Here is a 17791-nt window from a genome sequence, read left to right on the forward strand (position 1 = left end):
CTCGACCCCATGATCCGACGCTCCGCCATGCTCTCCGCGCCCGTCCGCCTCACCGCCCTGCTGCTGGTGCTGGTCATCGCCGCCACCGGCTGCCACCGTGGTGCCAAGAAGGGCGATCGCCCCGATGAAGGGACGCCGGTCGAACAGTTGTACGAGAAGAGCCACAAGCTGATGCAGGGTGGCAACTGGAGCGGCGCCGAAGCCAGCTTCCGCCGCCTGGTGGCCCAGTATCCGTACGGTCCGTACACCGAGCAGGCGATGATCGAGACCGCCTACGCCCAGTACAAGGCCGGCAAGCACGATGACGCGGTGTCCAGCATCGACCGCTTCATCCGTACCTACCCGACCCATCGCAACATCGCGTACCTGTACTACCTGCGCGGCCTGGCCAACTCCAACCGCAGTACGGTTTTCCTGCGCCGCGTATGGTCGCTGGATGCCAGCCGTCGCGACCTGTCCACGCCGCACCAGGCGTATTCGGACTTCAACATCGTGGTGGACCGCTACCCGAACAGCCGCTACGCCGCCGATGCGCGCCAGCGCATGCTGGAGCTGCGTGACGTGTTCGCCCAGCATGAGCTGGACAACGCCCTGTACTACATGCGCCGCGGCGCCTGGGTCTCGGCCGCCGGCCGCGCCAACTACCTGCTGGAAACCTACCCGCAGAGCGCCTTCCAGTACGACGCCGTGGCTGTGCTGGCCGATTCCTACACCCACCTGGGCAACAAGACCCTGGCCGACGATGCCCGCCGCGTCCTGCAGCTGAACCAGCCGGACCACCCGTGGCTGGAAGGCAAGTGGCCGAAGTACCCGTGGATGATCCGCAAGCTGAACCCGTTCGCCGGCGAGAAATCCGCCAGCACCGGCCAGCGCAACGCGCGACTGGAAAAGAAGTAAGAGAGGGCCCCGAAAGGGGCCTTTTCTTTGTCGGTAGATCCACGCCATGCGTGGATGGTTCGTACGCCCATCGACCACGACACTAGGAATTCTACGAATTCCCGGCGGATGCGACGCCGGTCGCATCCCGCTCCGGCGACGCCCTCCACACTGCGGCGCAACGGCCATCCCGGCCGTGAAGGAGCGCCCCATGACCCTACCGCCCCGCCGTTTCCGCCCCCTCGCCTGCCTCCTTGCCACCGCCCTGCTGGCGCTGTCCTCGGCCCCCCTGGCTGCCGCACCGGGTGCACCGGGTGATCTGCTGTCTGCTGCCCCCTATCGCGCGTCATGGGTGCCGTCCAAGGCTGCGCAGGCCTACAAGCTCCACTACCGCACCCCGGATCTTCGCGGCCAGCTGGCCGAAGGCACCGGCCTGCTGTACCTGCCCGCCGGCGCGGCTCCAGCGGGCGGCTGGCCGGTGGTGTCCTGGGCACATGGCACCCAGGGCATCGCCGATCGCTGCGCGCCCTCGGTGTCCGGCCCCTACCAACCCGAACGCGACGGGCGCTTCCTCGATCAGTTCCTGGCCCAGGGCTATGCGGTGGTCGCCGCGGACTACCAGGGGCTCGGCAGCCCCGGCGAGCATGCCTATCTGCATGTGCGCACTGCCGCGCGCAATGCCATCGACCTGGTCAAGGCCAGCCGCCAGTACCTCGGCAACGCAACGCTGTCGCCGCGCTGGGTCTCGGTTGGTCATTCACAGGGTGGCGCTGCAGCACTCACAGCCGGGCATCTGGCGCCCACCTATGGCGGCCCTTCCCTGCACTACCGCGGCAGTTTCACCACCGGCACGCCCACCGCCGTCGAGCTGACTGCGCTGGTGATGAAGCCGGACAACCGCACCGCCAATCCTGGCGCGCTCAACGCGTATCACGCGTATCTGCTCGACGGTCTTTTGCAGGTTGCGCCACAGATCGACCGCGTCCTCAGCGACACCGGTCGCGCCCGCGTGGCAGTGGCACGCGAACAGTGCCTGGGCGAATTGGCCACCACGCTGGACGGTGCAGATACCGGCAGCATGTTCACTGCACCGCTGACCAGCGTGCCGGGCATCTGGGCGGTGCTGTACGACTATCTCGGTGTACCGCGCCGCGGCTTCAGCCAACCGCTGATGCTGGGCCACGGCAGCGAGGACCGCGATGTGCCCTATCTGACCACCCTGCTGTATGCCGCAGGCCTGGCCCTGCGAGGCGAGCCGGTCGCGTTCCGGCGTTACCCGGTCGACCACCGCGGCACGCTGGATGCGGCGGCGGCGGATGGCCTGGCGTTTGTGCGGGCACGACTGGGGGACGGACGCTTCAACGACGCTGCGGAAACTGCCAGCCTCGAACAACTGCTTGAGGACGCCCGGTAGATCCACGCCATGCGTGGATGCGCGCTATACGGGTTGCCGGCCAGCGGCCGGCACTACCGAACGGAGTAGAGCCACGCCATGCGTGGATACGCGGTATAGGGGGTTGCCGGCCAGCGGCCGGCACTACCGAACGCACTAGAGCCACGCCATGCGTGGATACGCGGTATGCGGGTTGCCGGCCAGCGGCCGGCACTACCGAACGCAGTAGAGCCACGCCATACGTGGATACCCGGTGTGCGGGGTTGCCGGCCAGCGGCCGGCACTACCGGACGCAGTAGATCCACGCCATGCGTGGATACGCGGTATGCGGGTTGCCGGCCAGCGGCCGGCACTACCGAACGCAGTAGATCCACGCCATGCGTGGATACGCGGTATGCGGGTTGCCGGCCAGCGGCCGGCACTACCGAACGCAGTAGAGCCACGCCATGCGTGGATGCACGGTACACGGGTTGCCGGCCAGCGGCCGGCACTACCGAACGCAGTAGATCCACGCCATGCGTGGATACGCGGTATGCGGGTTGCCAGCCAGCGGCCGGCACTACCGGATGCAGTAGAGCCACGCCATGCGTGGATACGCGGTATGCGGGGTTGCCGGCCAGCGGCCGGCACTACCGAACGCACTAGAGCCACGCCATGCGTGGATACGCGGTATACGGGTTGCCGGCCAGCGGCCGGCACTACCCGCCAACCGCAGCTTCAGCCCTTGTAGCCGTTGCTGATCGGGTAACGGCGCTCGCGGCCGAACGCACGGCGCGAGACCTTCGGGCCCGGCGCGGCCTGGTGCCGCTTCCACTCGCTGATGCGCACCAGGCGCAGCACCCGGTCGACCACGGCCGCGTCGTAACCGGCCGCAACGATCTCCGTGCGCGACTGCTCCTGGTCGATGTAGCGGTACAGGATGCCGTCCAGCACGTCATAGGCCGGCAGCGAATCCTGGTCCAGCTGGTTCTCGCGCAGTTCGGCCGACGGCGGGCGGCTGATCACCGCCGGCGGGATCACCGGCGCGCCGCCCACCGTGTTGCGCCACTTGGACAGGCCGAACACTTCGGTCTTGTACAGGTCCTTCAGCGGCGCATAGCCACCGCACATGTCGCCGTAGATGGTGGCGTAACCGACCGCGTATTCGCTTTTGTTGCCGGTGGTCAGCAGCAGGCCACCGAACTTATTGGCCAGCGCCATCAGGATCACGCCACGGCTGCGCGACTGCAGGTTCTCTTCGGTCACGTCCGGCGCAGTGCCTTCGAACATCGGCGCCAGCGATTCCATCAGGCCCTTGAACGCCGGCTCGATCGATACCGCCTCCAGCTTCACGCCCAGTGCCTGGCACTGTTCGGCGGCTAGGTCGTTGGACAGGCCCGCGGTATAGCGCGACGGCAACCGCACGGCGGTGACGTTTTCCGCGCCCATCGCGTCCACGGCCATGGCCAGCACCAGCGCCGAATCGATGCCGCCGGACAAGCCCAGCCACACCTTCTTGAAGCCGTTCTTGCGGCAGTAGTCCTGGATGCCACGGGTCACTGCGCGCCAGGCCAGCGCGTCCATGCTCTCGTCGCCATCGTCCATCCACACGTGCGGCATGAAGCGCCGGCTTTCACCGTCGTACTCCACCACCAGCCACTGGTCGACGAAGGCGGCGGCGGCCGGGTGCACGGTGCCGTCGCCATCGGCCACCACCGAGGCGCCGTCGAACACCAGCGCGTCCTGGCCACCGACCACGTTGAGGTAGGCGATCGCCGCCCCGCTCTCACGGGTGCGTGCGGCCAGCACCGCATCGCGCTGGGCATGCTTGCCACGCTCGTAGGGCGAGGCATTCGGCACCACCACCAGCTGCGCACCGGCGCGCACGGTGTCGGCCAGCGGCTCGGCGAACCACAGGTCCTCGCAGATCAGCAGGCCGACCGGAATGCCGTTGACCTCGAACACGCAGCTGCCGCCATCCGGATCGACATCGAAGTAGCGGCGCTCGTCGAACACCGCGTAGTTGGGCAGCTCGCGCTTGCGGTAGGTCTGCTCGACCAGGCCGTCACGCAGCACGCTGGCGGCGTTGTAGACCACCGCACCGGCCGCCTGCGGCCAACCGACCACGGCGGTGATGCCACGGCAGGCAGCAGCGATGCGGGCCATCGCCTGCTCGCACTCGTACAGGAAGCCCGGGCGCAGCAGCAGGTCTTCCGGCGGATAACCACTCACCGCCAGCTCGGGGAACATCACCAGCTCGGCGCCGTACTCGTCGCGCGCCTGGCCGATCATCTCGATGATGCGCTCGGTGTTGCCGGCGACATCGCCGACCGGGAAGTCGAACTGCGCCATCGCGATGCGGATCGAAGCCATGGGAATCCAGCCTGTGGTTGCAATGTGCCCATTGTAGCGCTGCGCCATGCGCGCGCCGGGCGCGCTCACTGCGTGGACAGCCCCGGCTCAGTAGATCCACGCCATGCGTGGATGGGGTTACCGGGATGGTCAGGGCACCAGACGCAGAAAGGCCGCCCGGAGGCGGCCCTTCTGTTTGAAGCAAGAGCGTCAGTCGAGCATGGCTCGACTCTACACAAGCGGTCTTATTTCACCAGCTTGGCGATGGCAGCGCCCAGGTCGCCCGGCGAGCGGACGGTGACAACACCGGCAGCTTCCATGGCGGCGAACTTGCCTTCGGCAGTGCCCTTGCCGCCCGAGGCGATCGCACCGGCGTGGCCCATGCGCTTGCCGGCCGGAGCCGACGCACCGGCGATGAAACCGACGACCGGCTTCTTCACGTGGTTCTTGATGTACTCGGCGCCGGCTTCTTCAGCGTCACCGCCGATTTCGCCAACCATGATGATGCCTTCGGTCTGCGGGTCTTCGTTGAACAGCTTCAGGCAGTCGACGAAGTTCAGGCCGTTGATCGGGTCACCACCGATGCCGATGCAGGTGGACTGGCCCAGGCCGACTTCGGTGGTCTGCTTGACCGCTTCATAGGTCAGGGTGCCCGAACGCGACACGATGCCGATCTTGCCCGGCTGGTGGATGTGGCCCGGCATGATGCCGATCTTGCACTCACCCGGGGTGATGACGCCCGGGCAGTTCGGCCCGATCAGCACGGTGTCCGGATGCGAACGGGTCAGCACGTTCTTGACGCGCAGCATGTCCAGCACCGGGATGCCTTCGGTGATGCAGACGATGACCTTGATGCCGGCAGCAGCGGCTTCCAGGATCGCGTCGGCCGCGTACGGCGGCGGCACGTAGATGACCGAAGCGTTGGCGCCGGTGCTCTGCACGGCGTCGGCAACGGTGTTGAAGACCGGCAGGTCGATGTGGGTGGTGCCACCCTTGCCCGGGGTCACGCCGCCAACAACCTGGGTGCCGTACTCGATCATCTGAGTGGCGTGGAAGGTGCCCTGCTGGCCGGTGAAGCCCTGCACGATCACCTTGGTGTTCTTGTTAATCAAAACAGACATGGGAATTCCTTGGTGTCGAATCAGGCAGCGTTCTTGACAGCTTCAACGATCTTCTTGGCGCCATCGTTGATGTTGTCAGCCGGGATGATGGCCATGCCGCTGTCACGCAGCAGCTGCTTGCCTTCTTCCACGTTGGTGCCTTCCAGGCGCACCACGACCGGAACCTTGACGCCCACTTCCTTCACGGCGGCGATGATGCCTTCGGCAATCATGTCGCAGCGGACGATGCCGCCGAAGATGTTGACGAAGATGCCTTCAACCTTGTCCGAGGACAGGATCAGCTTGAACGCTTCGATGACGCGCTGCTTGTTGGCGCCGCCGCCCACGTCCAGGAAGTTCGCCGGCTCGCCGCCGTTGAGCTTGATGACGTCCATGGTGGCCATGGCCAGGCCTGCGCCGTTGACCATGCAGCCGATGTTGCCGTCCATGGTGACGTAGTTGATGTCCAGCTCCGAAGCGATCACTTCGGTCGGATCTTCCTGGGTCTTGTCGCGCATGGCGACCAGGGCCTTCTGGCGGAACGCGGCGTTGTCGTCGCTGTCGAACTTGCCGTCCAGCGCGTACAGGTTGCCGTCGTCCAGGATGGCCAGCGGGTTGATTTCAACCAGCGCCAGGTCCTTTTCGTTGAACAGGCGGTACAGGTTCACCATGATGCTGGCGAACTGGCCGGCCTGCTTGGCGGTCAGGCCCAGCTTGAAGCCGAAATCACGGCCGTGGTAACCCTGCACGCCTTCGACGAAGTCGACGTTCAGCGAGTGGATCAGCTCCGGGGTTTCAGCGGCGACCTGCTCGATCTCCACGCCGCCTTCCGAAGAGGCGATGTAGGTGATGGTCTTGGTGCCACGGTCGACCAGCACCGACAGGTACAGTTCCTTGACGATCTCGCCGGCGGTGGTCACCAGCACCAGGTTGACCGGCAGTTCAACGCCAGCGGTCTGGTAGGTGGCCATCTTGGTGCCGAGCATCTTGGCCGCAGCGGCCTTCACGTCGTCGGTGGTCTTGCAGAACTTGACGCCGCCAGCCTTGCCGCGGCCGCCAGCGTGGATCTGCGCCTTGACCATCCAGGGGCCCTGGCCCAGGGAGTTGGCAGCGGCAACCGCTTCGTCCGGGGTCGCAGCGACCTTGCCGGCCGGGACCGGGATGCCGTACTCGGCAAGCAGTTGTTTTGACTGGTATTCGTGGAAATTCATGCGTCACCGTGGGAATAGGAACGACCGCACGCAATTCCTCAGGGCCCCGGCGGGGCGCCGGCATGGACCGCGGCGGGCCCACTATTGTGGCCGAGCCGGCGCCGGGGCGCAAAGAAGTCTGTACAAAACGCCACACCCGGCCAGATTTCCACCGCCATTCAGGCAGTTGCGCCCGGGCCGGCGCTGACCACCGGTATCCACGGCAGGCCAAATGCGCGATCCGGGCGGCTCCGGCGGCATCCTGCCGGGGGCCCTATACTGGTCAACCAAGGTGTGTAGTGTCGGGCTTGCCCGGCGGCTTCCACCGCAGGCCACATAGAAGCGACGAACCCGCCCGGCTTCAGGGGATGCCAGGCAGGGCCGCCGCAGATTCCAGACCCAGGCAGCCAGAAGGGGAGTTCCGGCGTGTCACCCAGTGCTTCATTGATCGACCGCATCGAATCGATTCCGCGGCGTGAGCTGTACTTCTTCGCGCTGTACCGGGTGCTGATCGCCGCGGTCATCGCCGGCCTGCTCTACAGCCCCCTGTCCGGCATGGTCGGCGAGGCCCATCACCCGCGTCTGGCCGATACCGTCGCGGCGATCTATCTGCTGCTGTCGCTGCTGGCCCTGGCGATCGGCCGCAACGAACGCTGGCTGCGCCCGATCGTGGTCAGCAGCGTGCTGGTGGACATCATCGCCGCCACCCTGCTGGCGCATGCCCTGCCCGGTGCCAGCGCCGGCATTTCGATGTCGCTGCTGTTCAACATCGCCGCCGCCGCCACCCTGCTGCCGCTGAGCTGGGGCCTGGGCCTGGCGGTTGCGGCCAGCCTGGCCACCGGTACCGAATACCTCTGGAAGGTGCTCGAAGGCGGTGACCCCACCCGCACGCTGGCCGAGCTGGCCATGTTCGCCACCAGCTACCTGGCGCTGGCCTTCATCAGCTACCAAGTGGGCAACCGCGCGCGCCGCAACCAGCAGCTGGCCAACCAGCGCGGCGACGAAGTGGCCAACCTGTTCCAGATCAACGAACTGATCATCCGCCGCATGCGCACCGGCGTGCTGGTGGTGGACGCCGACAACCGCATCACCCTGGCCAATGAAGCGGCCTCGATGCTGCTCGGCGACAACGACGGCATCGGTGAGACGGGACGCCTGGATCTGGCCAGTGCCGCGCCGGAACTGGCGCGCCGCCTGCAGCGCTGGCGCAACGGCTGGGCCCAGGACGAACTGCCGCTGCAGCTCAACCCCGACCAGCCGGAAGTGCAACCGCGCTTCGCCCGCCTGCTGGCCGGCAGCGAACTGGCGCTGGTATTCCTGGACGACTCCAGCGTGGTCTCGCGGCGCGCCGAATCGCTCACCCTGTCGGCGATGGGCCGCTTCTCGGCCAGCCTCGCCCATGAAATCCGCAATCCGCTGGCGGCGATCAACTACGCCGTGCAGCTGCTGGAGGAAGGCACCGGTTTCAACGAAAGCGACCGCCGCCTGCTGCAGATCATCCGCCAACAATGCCAGCGCACCAACGGCATCGTCGAGAGCGTGCTGGGGCTGGCACGGCGCGAGCGCGCCACACCCGAGAACGTCGACCTGGTCGCCTTCGTGCGCCGCTTCGTGCTGGAGTACAAGCAGGGCCAGACGCTGGAAACCGACAGCATCGAACCGATCATCAGCGACACGGCGGTGATGGCGCAGGTCGACAGCAAACACCTGTACCAGGTGCTCACCGTGCTGGTTCACAACGCACTGAAATACGGCCGCATCGGCCAGCAGCCGGCGCGCGTGCGCCTGCGCGTGGCGCAGCACGAGCGCAGCGCGGTGATCGACGTGATGGACCGTGGCCCGGGCATTCCCGAGAGCGTGGCCGCACAGCTGTTCCGCCCGTTCTTCACTACCTCCGAGCACGGCACCGGGCTGGGCCTGTATATCGCCCGCGAGTTGTGCCGCGCCAACCAGGCACGGCTCGACTACATCCCGGTGCCCGCCGGCGGCTCCTGCTTCCGCCTGGTGCTGCCTGGCCCGCACACGCTGTTGCCCACCTGATTCCAATTCTGTGCGTCAAACATTTGTCGCTTCCAGCCCCCTCGTTTATCTTTCACGCCCATGAACGAAACCCGCAGCGCCCTCGTCGTCGACGATGAACGCGACATCCGCGAACTGCTGGTACTGACCCTCGGCCGCATGGGGCTGCGCATCAGTACCGCCGCCAACCTGGCCGAAGCGCGCGAGCTGCTGGCCAGCAACCCGTACGACCTGTGCATCACCGACATGCGCCTTCCGGATGGCAACGGCATCGAGCTCGTCAGCGAGATCGCCCAGCACTACCCGCGCACACCGGTGGCGATGATCACTGCGTTCGGCAGCATGGACCTGGCCGTGGAAGCGCTGAAGGCCGGCGCCTTCGACTTCGTCAGCAAGCCGGTGGACATCTCGGTGCTGCGCGGCCTGGTCAAGCACGCGCTGGAACTCAACAACACCGAACGCCCTGCGCCCGGCCCCGCCACCGAACAGGCTGCACGCCTGCTCGGCGCTTCGCCGGCCATGGACGTTCTGCGCACCACCATCGGCAAGGTCGCGCGCAGCCAGGCGCCGGTCTACATCCTCGGTGAATCGGGCGTGGGCAAGGAACTGGTCGCGCGCACCATCCACGCCCAGGGCGCGCGTGCGGCTGGTCCGTTCGTGCCGGTCAACTGCGGTGCCATTCCCGGCGAGCTGATGGAGAGCGAATTCTTCGGCCACCGCAAAGGCAGCTTCAGCGGCGCCCATGCCGACAAGCCGGGCCTGTTCCAGGCTGCACACGGCGGCACCCTGTTCCTGGACGAAGTGGCCGAGCTGCCGCTGCAGATGCAGGTGAAGCTGCTGCGCGCGATCCAGGAAAAGTCGGTGCGTGCGGTGGGTGCGGCCAACGAAGAACCGGTGGACGTGCGCATTCTCTCGGCCACGCACCGTGACCTGGCCGAACTGGTCGAGGACGGGCGCTTCCGCCACGACCTGTATTACCGCATCAACGTGATTGAACTGAAGGTGCCGCCGCTGCGCGAGCGCCGCCAGGACCTGCCGGAACTGGCTGCCGCCGTGCTGGCGCGGCTGGCCCGAAGCCACGGCCGTGCCACACCGCTGCTGGCGCCGTCGGCGCTAGAAGCGCTGGCCCACTATGCGTTCCCGGGCAATGTGCGCGAGCTGGAGAACATTCTGGAGCGCGCGCTTGCACTGGCCGAAGAAGACCGCATCGGTGCCGACGACCTGCGCCTGCCGCAGCACGCCCCACGTGCGCCCGGCGGCGCTGCTCCCGCCGAAGCGGTGGCCGACCTGCAGCCGGGCGGTGCCGCCCTGCCCTCGTACATCGAGCAGCTGGAGCGCAGCGCCATCCAGCGCGCGCTGGAAGAGAACCGCTGGAACAAGACCCGCACGGCTGCGCAGCTGGGGATTACCTTCCGCGCGCTGCGCTACAAGCTGAAGAAGCTGGGGATGGAGTAAGGGCCGAACGGCCCTGGTAGGTGCCAACTTTGGTTGGCGTGCGCCGCCGCGCCATCCACGCATGGCGTGGATCCACCCACCAACGTGGTAGTGCCGGCCGCTGGCCGGCAACCTCATGCATCGCGTCATCCACGCATGGCGTGGATTTACCTCAATCCTTGGTAACGCGATTGATCTCGGCCAGGCTGGTCACACCCGCTGCCGCCTTCTTCAACGCCGACTGCCGCAGGTCATTCACCCCGATCTGCTGCGCCGCCTCGGCAATCTGCAGTGCGTTGCCGCCGGCCAGCACGATCGTGGCGATCTCATCGGTCATCGGCATCACCTGGTAGATACCGGTTCGGCCCTTGTAGCCCTCGGTGCACTCATCGCAGCCCACCGCCTCGTACAACTGGATGCCCGCATCCAGCTGCGCCTGGGTGAAGCCCTCGGCCAGAAGCGCGTGCTCCGGCAGGTTGGCCGGTCGCTTGCAGTTGCCGCACAACCGGCGTGCCAGGCGCTGGGCGATCACCAGCGTCACCGAGCTGGTGATGTTGTACGGCGCGATGCCCATGTTCATCAGACGCGCGATGGTCTGCGGCGCATCGTTGGTATGCAGCGTGGACAGCACCATGTGGCCGGTCTGCGCCGCCTTGATCGCAATCTCGGCCGTCTCCAGGTCGCGGATTTCGCCGACCATGATGATGTCTGGATCCTGTCGCAGGAACGAGCGCAGCGCCGCAGCGAAGGTCATGCCGCGCTTGTTGTTCTGCTGCACCTGGTTGACGCCGGGCAAGCGGATTTCCACCGGGTCTTCGGCGGTGGAGATGTTGCGCGTCTCATCGTTGAGGATGCCCAGCGCGGTATACAGCGACACCGTCTTGCCCGAGCCGGTCGGGCCGGTCACCAGCACCATGCCGTAGGGTTTGTGGATGGCGTCGTGGAACAGCTTCTGCTGGTCCGGCTCGTAGCCCAGCTTGTCGATGCCCAGCTTGGCCGCGCTGCCATCCAGGATACGCAGCACCACCTTCTCACCGAACAGGGTCGGCAGCGTGCTCACGCGGAAGTCGATCTGCTTGCTCTTGGAAAGGTTCAGCTTGATGCGGCCGTCCTGCGGCACGCGCTTCTCGGCGATATCCAGCTGCGCCATCACCTTCAGGCGCGCAGCGATGCGCTGGTTCAACTTGACCGGCGCGCGCGCCACCATCTTCAGCAGGCCGTCGATGCGCAGGCGCACGCGGTAGTCGTCTTCGTAAGGCTCGAAGTGGATGTCCGATGCGCCCTTGCGGATGGCATCGACCAGCACCTTATTGACGAACTTCACCACCGGGGTGTCGTCGCCCTTGGCGTCGATGCCTGAGTCGGTACCCGCGCCATCTTCGTCACCCAGGCCGACATCGAGGTTGGCCATGCCCTCGTCGTCGCCGCCCAGCGCATCGCCGATGGTGTCGTGGCTGGCGTGCCACTGCTCGAGCGTGCGGCGGATCTGGTCTTCATCGACCAGGATCGGTTCCACCACCAGATTGGTGTGGAACTTGATCTCGTCCAGCGCATGGGTTGGATTACTAGTACCCACAAACAGCTTGCCACCGCGCTTGAACAGCGGCAGCACGTTGTGTTTGCGCAGCAGCTCCTCGCTGACCAGGCTCATGGCGTTCTGGTTGGCATCGAACGTGGACACGTCGAACAGCGGCATGCCGAACTCGACCGCGTTGGCGGCGGCGAGCTGCGAGGCGCTGACCAGCTTGTTCTGCGCGAACCACGTAGGCAGCGGCTGGCGGGCGGCCGTGGCCTTGGCCATGGCGTCGCGGGCGGAGGCCTCGTCCAAGGCACCGTCCTGGACCAAGCGGCGGGCCAGGCCGGTGATGCCGACGAGGTTGGGGGGGGGGGAACGACGCTCATGGTATTCCTTGTTCTACTCTTACCCTGACGGTAGGGATGCAGCATTGGTAGCGGGTACAGGCCCCTATAAGGCCGGGTAGCTCGGCAGGCGTAGTGGCCCGTTCCGTCGAGCATCAAGCGCAAGCGCCTGCCAGTACTGGTCCGTCAGCTGCCACGACGCTACGGTATCCGCCAGCGATCAGTCGCCATGTTGCATTCCTCAGAACAGATATTAGCCTGATGCTGGGTCAGCCAACTGCTCGGCACCGCAATTTCCCCGCAACAATCATCTTCGTCCCGTGAGCACAGCGTAATGGTCATCGGCTGCCCGTACTGATCATGCGCAGGTTCACCAGACTTGCACCCAGCGCGATGCTGCTTGTAACCAGCGACGGCTCCATGGACTTTCTACGAACAATCTCGGATACAGGGGCCATATGGACTGGCATATCAACCCGACCGACCCGGCATCAACCATGACCATCATCTGGTGGATGGTCGGATGATTGCGAACTCCCCAGTCGCATTCGAATTGCAGGGCTTCGACATCAGCCTTGCAGATTGACTGGAAGGCCATAGAAACGCGCGTAACCGTACCAAAGCGTTCTATAGCGCAGATCCAGCCCCTTTCTTTGATCGAGCAATAGCAACTAATCGACATTAAGCCGAATCTTCGCGATCAGGCCATACCTCCTCACCCATGACGAATACTGGCGATAGACCGGATCCTGACTAAGATGTCGTTCTTCGGTGCGAGCCCTCACCCAGTAGATAGCGTTAATTGCCAACATCGCTAAGCAGGAGAAAAGTGCAGGCCACGCCCCTGACGTTGATAGAAATGGAACGGAGATTAGCCACCAAGAAAGATTTTTACTTATATACGCGGGATGTTTGCTCCAGCGATAGGGCCCATGCGTGATGATTCCTCTATGTGTAAGGTTCGAAAAACGAGGGCCAAAAGCGACCGTTGACCAAGTATAGACCCCAGTAAGCAAGAGGATGCAACCTGCCCACAGCCCTGACACAACTCCACTCGATTCAAACCAATCCCGCCAGTGATTCATATTGCGGGCAATTAACCAGGTATCGACTACCAAGGCACTCAGAGGCGGATAGCACACAAGGGCTGAAAGCCAGCCTGAAATGGTACTGTCCACAGAACGTATTTCACCACCAATACACTTGGCGGTCGAAAGATAGCCGATCAAGCCAAAGGCAGTATCAACCGCATACAGAAGGGCAATGCCAATCGTATAAAAGTAAATTAGGCCAACACTAGTGGGTTGATACTCGAGCCCTGCGATCCAGTTCCATGACCAAGCGAGCATGAGAGGCAGAAAGAAGCACTTCACCCCCCAACCAAGGAGTGCTAAACGCTCATCGTTTGCCATGCTACGTCCACGCAACAATGAAAGTGCGGCTCTTCCAGTTGCTGGTAATGTTTCGCCTAGCAGTTCCGGTCGAAACATAGCCAACATCAACAGAACACTGCCACCGCCGAGCAATACCGGCAGCACTTGTGCGACAGCGCCTCCTGCCCTACCACCCAATTCCATTTGCAATGTCAGGATCACTGACTGCAACACTGCAATCGTAGCTACTCCGAGCAAGACTTGCTTTCGATCCAGCGCTGCAACCGAAGCAGCGACGCCACGAAACTCAAGCCACCACATTGGTAGAGCAGCACCTAACATGAGCGACAGCCACTGCACGAATGTATCGCCGCCAGCAACATATGCCCCTGCAAAGCTCAAAACCGCCCCTAATGCCCCGCAGAAACCCACCTTCTGTGAGACAGCGGATTGAGGACGACTAATCACCATTGCCTCCGCTAAACAGAAACGGGGGCCGATGGCCCCCGTTGGCACAACAGTATCGTTCAACCGCGATTAGCTGCCGCTGGAGGAACTGGTAGCCGGAGCGGTTCCCTGGCAGCTGCCCGGACGGTACTGCGCATCGATCGTACCGGTGCAGTTCCAAGCAGGAACCACGCCATCGGTAACCTTCGAGGCATCCGGAATCAGATAGATGAATTTGCCATCAATCTTGGCAGTATCAATGCCCTTTGCTTCGGCAATGATCTTCGCGCCATCCCACTTCACAGAGGCAACGTACTGCGTAGCCTGAGTTTCCGGCTTCCAATCGGTGCCCGGCAGCTTATTGTTGCTGGCCACGTATTCCGACACGTCGGTACGCAGCGAAGAAGCAGCCAGGATCACTTCCGAGACCTTGGCCTTCTTGGTGTAGTTCGAGTATGCCGGCAGCGCAATGGCAGCCAGGATGGCGATGATCGCGACGACGATCATCAGTTCGATCAGGGTGAAGCCCTTCTGGTTCTTCATGGTGGTACATCCCCAAGATAAGTGGTGGTTGATGTCGGGGGTGGCTGCCGGCCGGCCAAATGACCGGATGAGCAGGCTGCCCGTCCCCGCGGGTGGATCAACGCAGGTTACGTGCCAATCTCCCATGGCAGCGTCTCCCCGATTTCCCCGCGCCAATGATGGCAGCAATTTCGCGGATGGGAACCCCCCAGAAGCGAATCTGCGATGGACGCGGCAATGTGACGCGGTACGTCACCTTTCGTCTCGCCAGGTCGAAAACCCTGCGCGGCGTCACGCCAGCAGGCTCCCCGGACGGCCCTGAACCGGCTACCATCGCCGGTCAGGATGCCCGCCTGGGGATGGCGGGCCTTGGGGAGCCAACATGTCTGTCAGTCGCAGTGCGATCAAGAAAGAGCCCGTGGCGCGTAGCACCATGGAGCTGCAGCCGTTTGTCTGGGAGGGGACCGACAAGCGGGGGATCAAGATGAAGGGCGAGCAGTTGGCGAAGAACGCCAATCTGCTGCGCGCCGAACTTCGCAAGCAGGGGATCAATCCCGGCCAGGTCAAGCCGAAGCCGAAGCCACTGTTCGGCGCGGCCGGCAAGCCCGTGGGCGCTAAGGACATTGCGTTCTTCAGCCGGCAGATGGCTACGATGATGAAATCCGGTGTTCCGATCGTCTCGGCACTGGAGATCATCGGCAGCGGGCACAAGAACCCGCGCATGAAGAAGATGGTGGACGGGATTCGCGCCGACATCGAGGGCGGTTCTTCGTTGAACGAGGCGATCAGCCGTCACCCTGTCCAGTTCGACGAGCTCTACCGCAATCTGGTCCGCGCCGGTGAAAGCGCCGGTGTGCTGGAAACGGTGCTGGACACGATCGCCTCCTATAAGGAGAACATCGAAGCGCTGAAGGGCAAGATCAAGAAGGCCCTGTTCTACCCGGCCATGGTGCTGGTGGTGGCCTTCCTGGTCAGTACCATCCTGCTGGTCTGGGTGGTGCCGCAATTCGAGGAGGTCTTCAAGAGTTTCGGTGCCGACCTGCCAGCCTTCACCCAGATGGTGGTCAACCTGTCCCGCTTCATGGTGTCGTGGTGGTGGCTGATAGCCATCGTCGTGATCGGAGCGGTGGTGGCCATCGCCATGACCTACCGGCGTTCGGAGAAGATGCAGCACACGGTCGACCGGCTGGTGCTGAAGGTGCCGGTGATCGGCCAGATCATGCATAACAGCTCGATTGCCCGTTTCGCCCGCACCACGGCGGTGACCTTCAAGGCCGGCGTGCCGCTGGTGGAGGCGCTGGGCATCGTGGCTGGCGCCACCGGCAACAAGGTCTATGGCGAAGCCGTCCTGCGCATGCGCGACGACGTCTCGGTGGGCTATCCGGTCAATATGGCCATGAAGCAGCTGAACCTGTTCCCGCACATGGTCATCCAGATGACCGGCATCGGCGAAGAGGCGGGCGCCCTGGACGCCATGTTGTTCAAGGTGGCTGAATACTACGAGCAGGAAGTGAACAATGCCGTGGATGCCTTGAGCAGCCTGCTGGAACCGATGATCATGGTGTTCATTGGTACCATTGTCGGTGGCTTGGTCATCGCGATGTACCTGCCCATCTTCAAACTCGGCGCCGTCGTCGGCTAAAGGTATCAATGGCATTTCTCGACCAGCACCCCGGCCTCGGCTACCCCGCCGCGGCCGCCCTGGGACTGCTGCTGGGCAGTTTCCTGAACGTGGTCATCCTGCGGCTGCCCAAGCGGCTGGAGTGGCAGTGGAAGCGCGATGCGCGCGAAGTCCTGGAGGAACCGGACTTCTATGAACCACCCCCACCGGGGATCGTGGTGGAGCCGTCGCATTGCCCGCACTGCAAGCACAAGCTGAGCTGGTACGAGAACATCCCGCTGTTCAGCTGGATCATCCAGGGCGGCAAGTGCCGGCACTGCAAGGCGCCGATCTCGCTGCAGTACCCGCTGGTGGAGGCGCTGACCTCGGTGCTGGTGCTGGCCTGCGTCTGGCAGTTCGGCTTCGGCTGGCAGGGCTTCGGGGCCATCGTGCTGACCTGCTTCCTGATCGCCCTGTCCGGCATCGACCTGCGAACGCAGCTGCTGCCCGACCAGTTGACCCTGCCGCTGATGTGGCTGGGGCTGATAGGCAGCATCGACAACCTCTACATGCCAGCCAAGCCCGCACTGGTGGGCGCGGCGGTGGGTTACCTGTCGCTGTGGACGGTCTGGTGGCTGTTCAAGCAGCTGACCGGCAAGGAAGGCATGGGCCACGGCGACTTCAAGCTGCTGGCGGCACTGGGCGCCTGGTGTGGCCTGAAGGGGATCCTGCCGATCATCCTGCTGTCGTCGGTGCTGGGCGCCATCATCGGCTCGATCTGGCTGTACAGCCGCGGCCGTGACCGCGCCACGCCCATCCCGTTCGGGCCGTACCTGGCCATCGCCGGCTGGATCTACTTCATGTGGGGTGCGCCACTGGTGGAGCAGTACCTGGTGATGAGCGGGCTGCGCTGAGGGGAGCCCCCATGAGCCGCTATGTGGTTGGCCTGACCGGAGGCATCGCCTCCGGCAAGAGCGAGGTGACCCGGCGCTTTGAGGCGCTGGGGATCGTGGTGGCCGACGCTGATCTGGCCGCACGGGCCGTGGTGGCTGCCGGCAGCCCGGCGCTGGCCCGCATTGCCGAGCGTTTCGGCGCCGACATGCTGCTGGCCGATGGCAGCCTGGACCGGGGGCGCCTGCGCGCCCACGTGTTTGCCGACCCGGCCGAGCGGACGGCGCTGGAAGCCATCACCCACCCCGCCATCCGCCTGCTGATGCAACAGCAGTGCGAGCAGGCTGAGAGCCCCTATGCGATTGCCGCGATTCCGCTGCTGACCGAGGTCGGTGGGCAGAAGGCCTACCCGTGGCTGGACCGGGTGTTGCTGGTGGATGCGCCCGAAGCCGTGCAGCATGCGCGGCTGATGCAGCGCGATGGCATTGATGCCGCGCTGGCCGACCGGATGATTGCTGCGCAGGCCAGCCGCGCACAGCGGTTGGCGCTGGCCGATGACGTGGTGGTCAATGATGGGCAGCCGGAGGACCTGCAGGTGCAGGTGGAACAGCTGCATGCGCGGTATCTGGGGTTGGCCGGGGGGTGAGGCCTGGTTGCCGGCCAGCGGCCGGCACTACCGAAGCGCATCCACGCATGACGTGGATCTACACGCGCGGGGCGCGGCAGCGATCACGGTGGTGGCACAAGCGACACAG

Annotated in this window: 13 protein-coding genes; 7 read left to right on the plus strand and 6 right to left on the minus strand. The window is 64.6% G+C overall.

Translation table 11 applies throughout. From position 1 onward, the window contains the following. Window positions 1–9 precede the first annotated feature (9 nt). Together ACZK13_RS16525 and ACZK13_RS16530 are read left to right on the plus strand one after the other, a co-directional pair. A complete protein-coding gene (locus tag ACZK13_RS16525) occupies window positions 10–897 on the plus strand; it encodes an outer membrane protein assembly factor BamD (RefSeq protein WP_029379759.1) in 888 nt (295 codons plus the stop codon). Between the two features lie 190 nt (window positions 898–1087). Continuing rightward, a complete protein-coding gene (locus ACZK13_RS16530; protein WP_478481949.1) occupies window positions 1088–2290 on the plus strand; it encodes a lipase family protein in 1203 nt (400 codons plus the stop codon). 696 nt (window positions 2291–2986) lie between these two features. Here the strand turns inward: ACZK13_RS16530 and ACZK13_RS16535 are convergent. The 3 genes from ACZK13_RS16535 to sucC all read right to left on the minus strand — a co-directional run bounded on the left by ACZK13_RS16535 (window position 2987) and on the right by sucC (window position 6911). Further along, the gene (locus tag ACZK13_RS16535; protein WP_032128820.1) at window positions 2987–4621 is read right to left on the minus strand and encodes an NAD+ synthase; all 1635 of its coding nucleotides are present in this window, start codon (window positions 4619–4621) and stop codon (window positions 2987–2989) included. 224 nt (window positions 4622–4845) lie between these two features. Further along, window positions 4846–5721, minus strand: coding sequence for a succinate--CoA ligase subunit alpha (gene sucD, locus ACZK13_RS16540; protein WP_005410793.1), 876 nt, complete (start codon window positions 5719–5721; stop codon window positions 4846–4848). Between the two features lie 20 nt (window positions 5722–5741). Further along, window positions 5742–6911, minus strand: coding sequence for an ADP-forming succinate--CoA ligase subunit beta (gene sucC / locus ACZK13_RS16545; RefSeq protein ID WP_004154430.1), 1170 nt, complete (start codon window positions 6909–6911; stop codon window positions 5742–5744). Window positions 6912–7316: 405 nt separating this feature from the next. Here sucC and ACZK13_RS16550 point away from each other — a divergent pair, with 405 nt between their 5' ends. Further along, window positions 7317–8930, plus strand: a complete 1614-nt coding sequence (locus tag ACZK13_RS16550) for a sensor histidine kinase (RefSeq protein ID WP_049401617.1) — start codon at window positions 7317–7319, stop codon at window positions 8928–8930. Window positions 8931–8990: 60 nt separating this feature from the next. Then, a complete protein-coding gene (locus ACZK13_RS16555) occupies window positions 8991–10364 on the plus strand; it encodes a sigma-54-dependent transcriptional regulator (RefSeq protein ID WP_032128822.1) in 1374 nt (457 codons plus the stop codon). Window positions 10365–10515: 151 nt separating this feature from the next. On the opposite strand, the gene pilB is transcribed toward ACZK13_RS16555, so the two are convergent. The 3 genes from pilB to ACZK13_RS16570 all read right to left on the minus strand — a co-directional run bounded on the left by pilB (window position 10516) and on the right by ACZK13_RS16570 (window position 14692). Then, complete coding sequence (gene pilB, locus ACZK13_RS16560) at window positions 10516–12210, minus strand: type IV-A pilus assembly ATPase PilB (RefSeq protein ID WP_478482527.1); 1695 nt, start codon at window positions 12208–12210, stop codon at window positions 10516–10518. A gap of 664 nt (window positions 12211–12874) precedes the next feature. Further along, entirely contained in the window at window positions 12875–14107 is a 1233-nt protein-coding gene (locus ACZK13_RS16565; RefSeq protein WP_478481951.1) for a methyltransferase family protein, read from the minus strand. Window positions 14108–14113: 6 nt separating this feature from the next. Further along, window positions 14114–14692: a pilin gene (locus ACZK13_RS16570; protein WP_478481952.1), complete on the minus strand. Its 579-nt coding sequence runs from the start codon at window positions 14690–14692 to the stop codon at window positions 14114–14116. Window positions 14693–14927: 235 nt separating this feature from the next. Here ACZK13_RS16570 and ACZK13_RS16575 point away from each other — a divergent pair, with 235 nt between their 5' ends. Genes ACZK13_RS16575 through coaE form a run of 3 tightly spaced genes read left to right on the plus strand, consistent with a single transcriptional unit; the run spans window position 14928 to window position 17682 of the window. Next, window positions 14928–16187, plus strand: coding sequence for a type II secretion system F family protein (locus tag ACZK13_RS16575; RefSeq protein ID WP_107432143.1), 1260 nt, complete (start codon window positions 14928–14930; stop codon window positions 16185–16187). Window positions 16188–16195: 8 nt separating this feature from the next. Continuing rightward, entirely contained in the window at window positions 16196–17059 is an 864-nt protein-coding gene (locus ACZK13_RS16580; RefSeq protein ID WP_242875030.1) for a prepilin peptidase, read from the plus strand. Window positions 17060–17070: 11 nt separating this feature from the next. Next, on the plus strand, window positions 17071–17682 hold the full coding sequence (gene coaE, locus ACZK13_RS16585) for a dephospho-CoA kinase (protein ID WP_346484935.1): 612 nt from the start codon (window positions 17071–17073) through the stop codon (window positions 17680–17682). The last annotated feature ends 109 nt before the right edge of the window (window positions 17683–17791 follow it).

The organism is Stenotrophomonas sp. 99219_Sma (assembly GCF_056480785.1).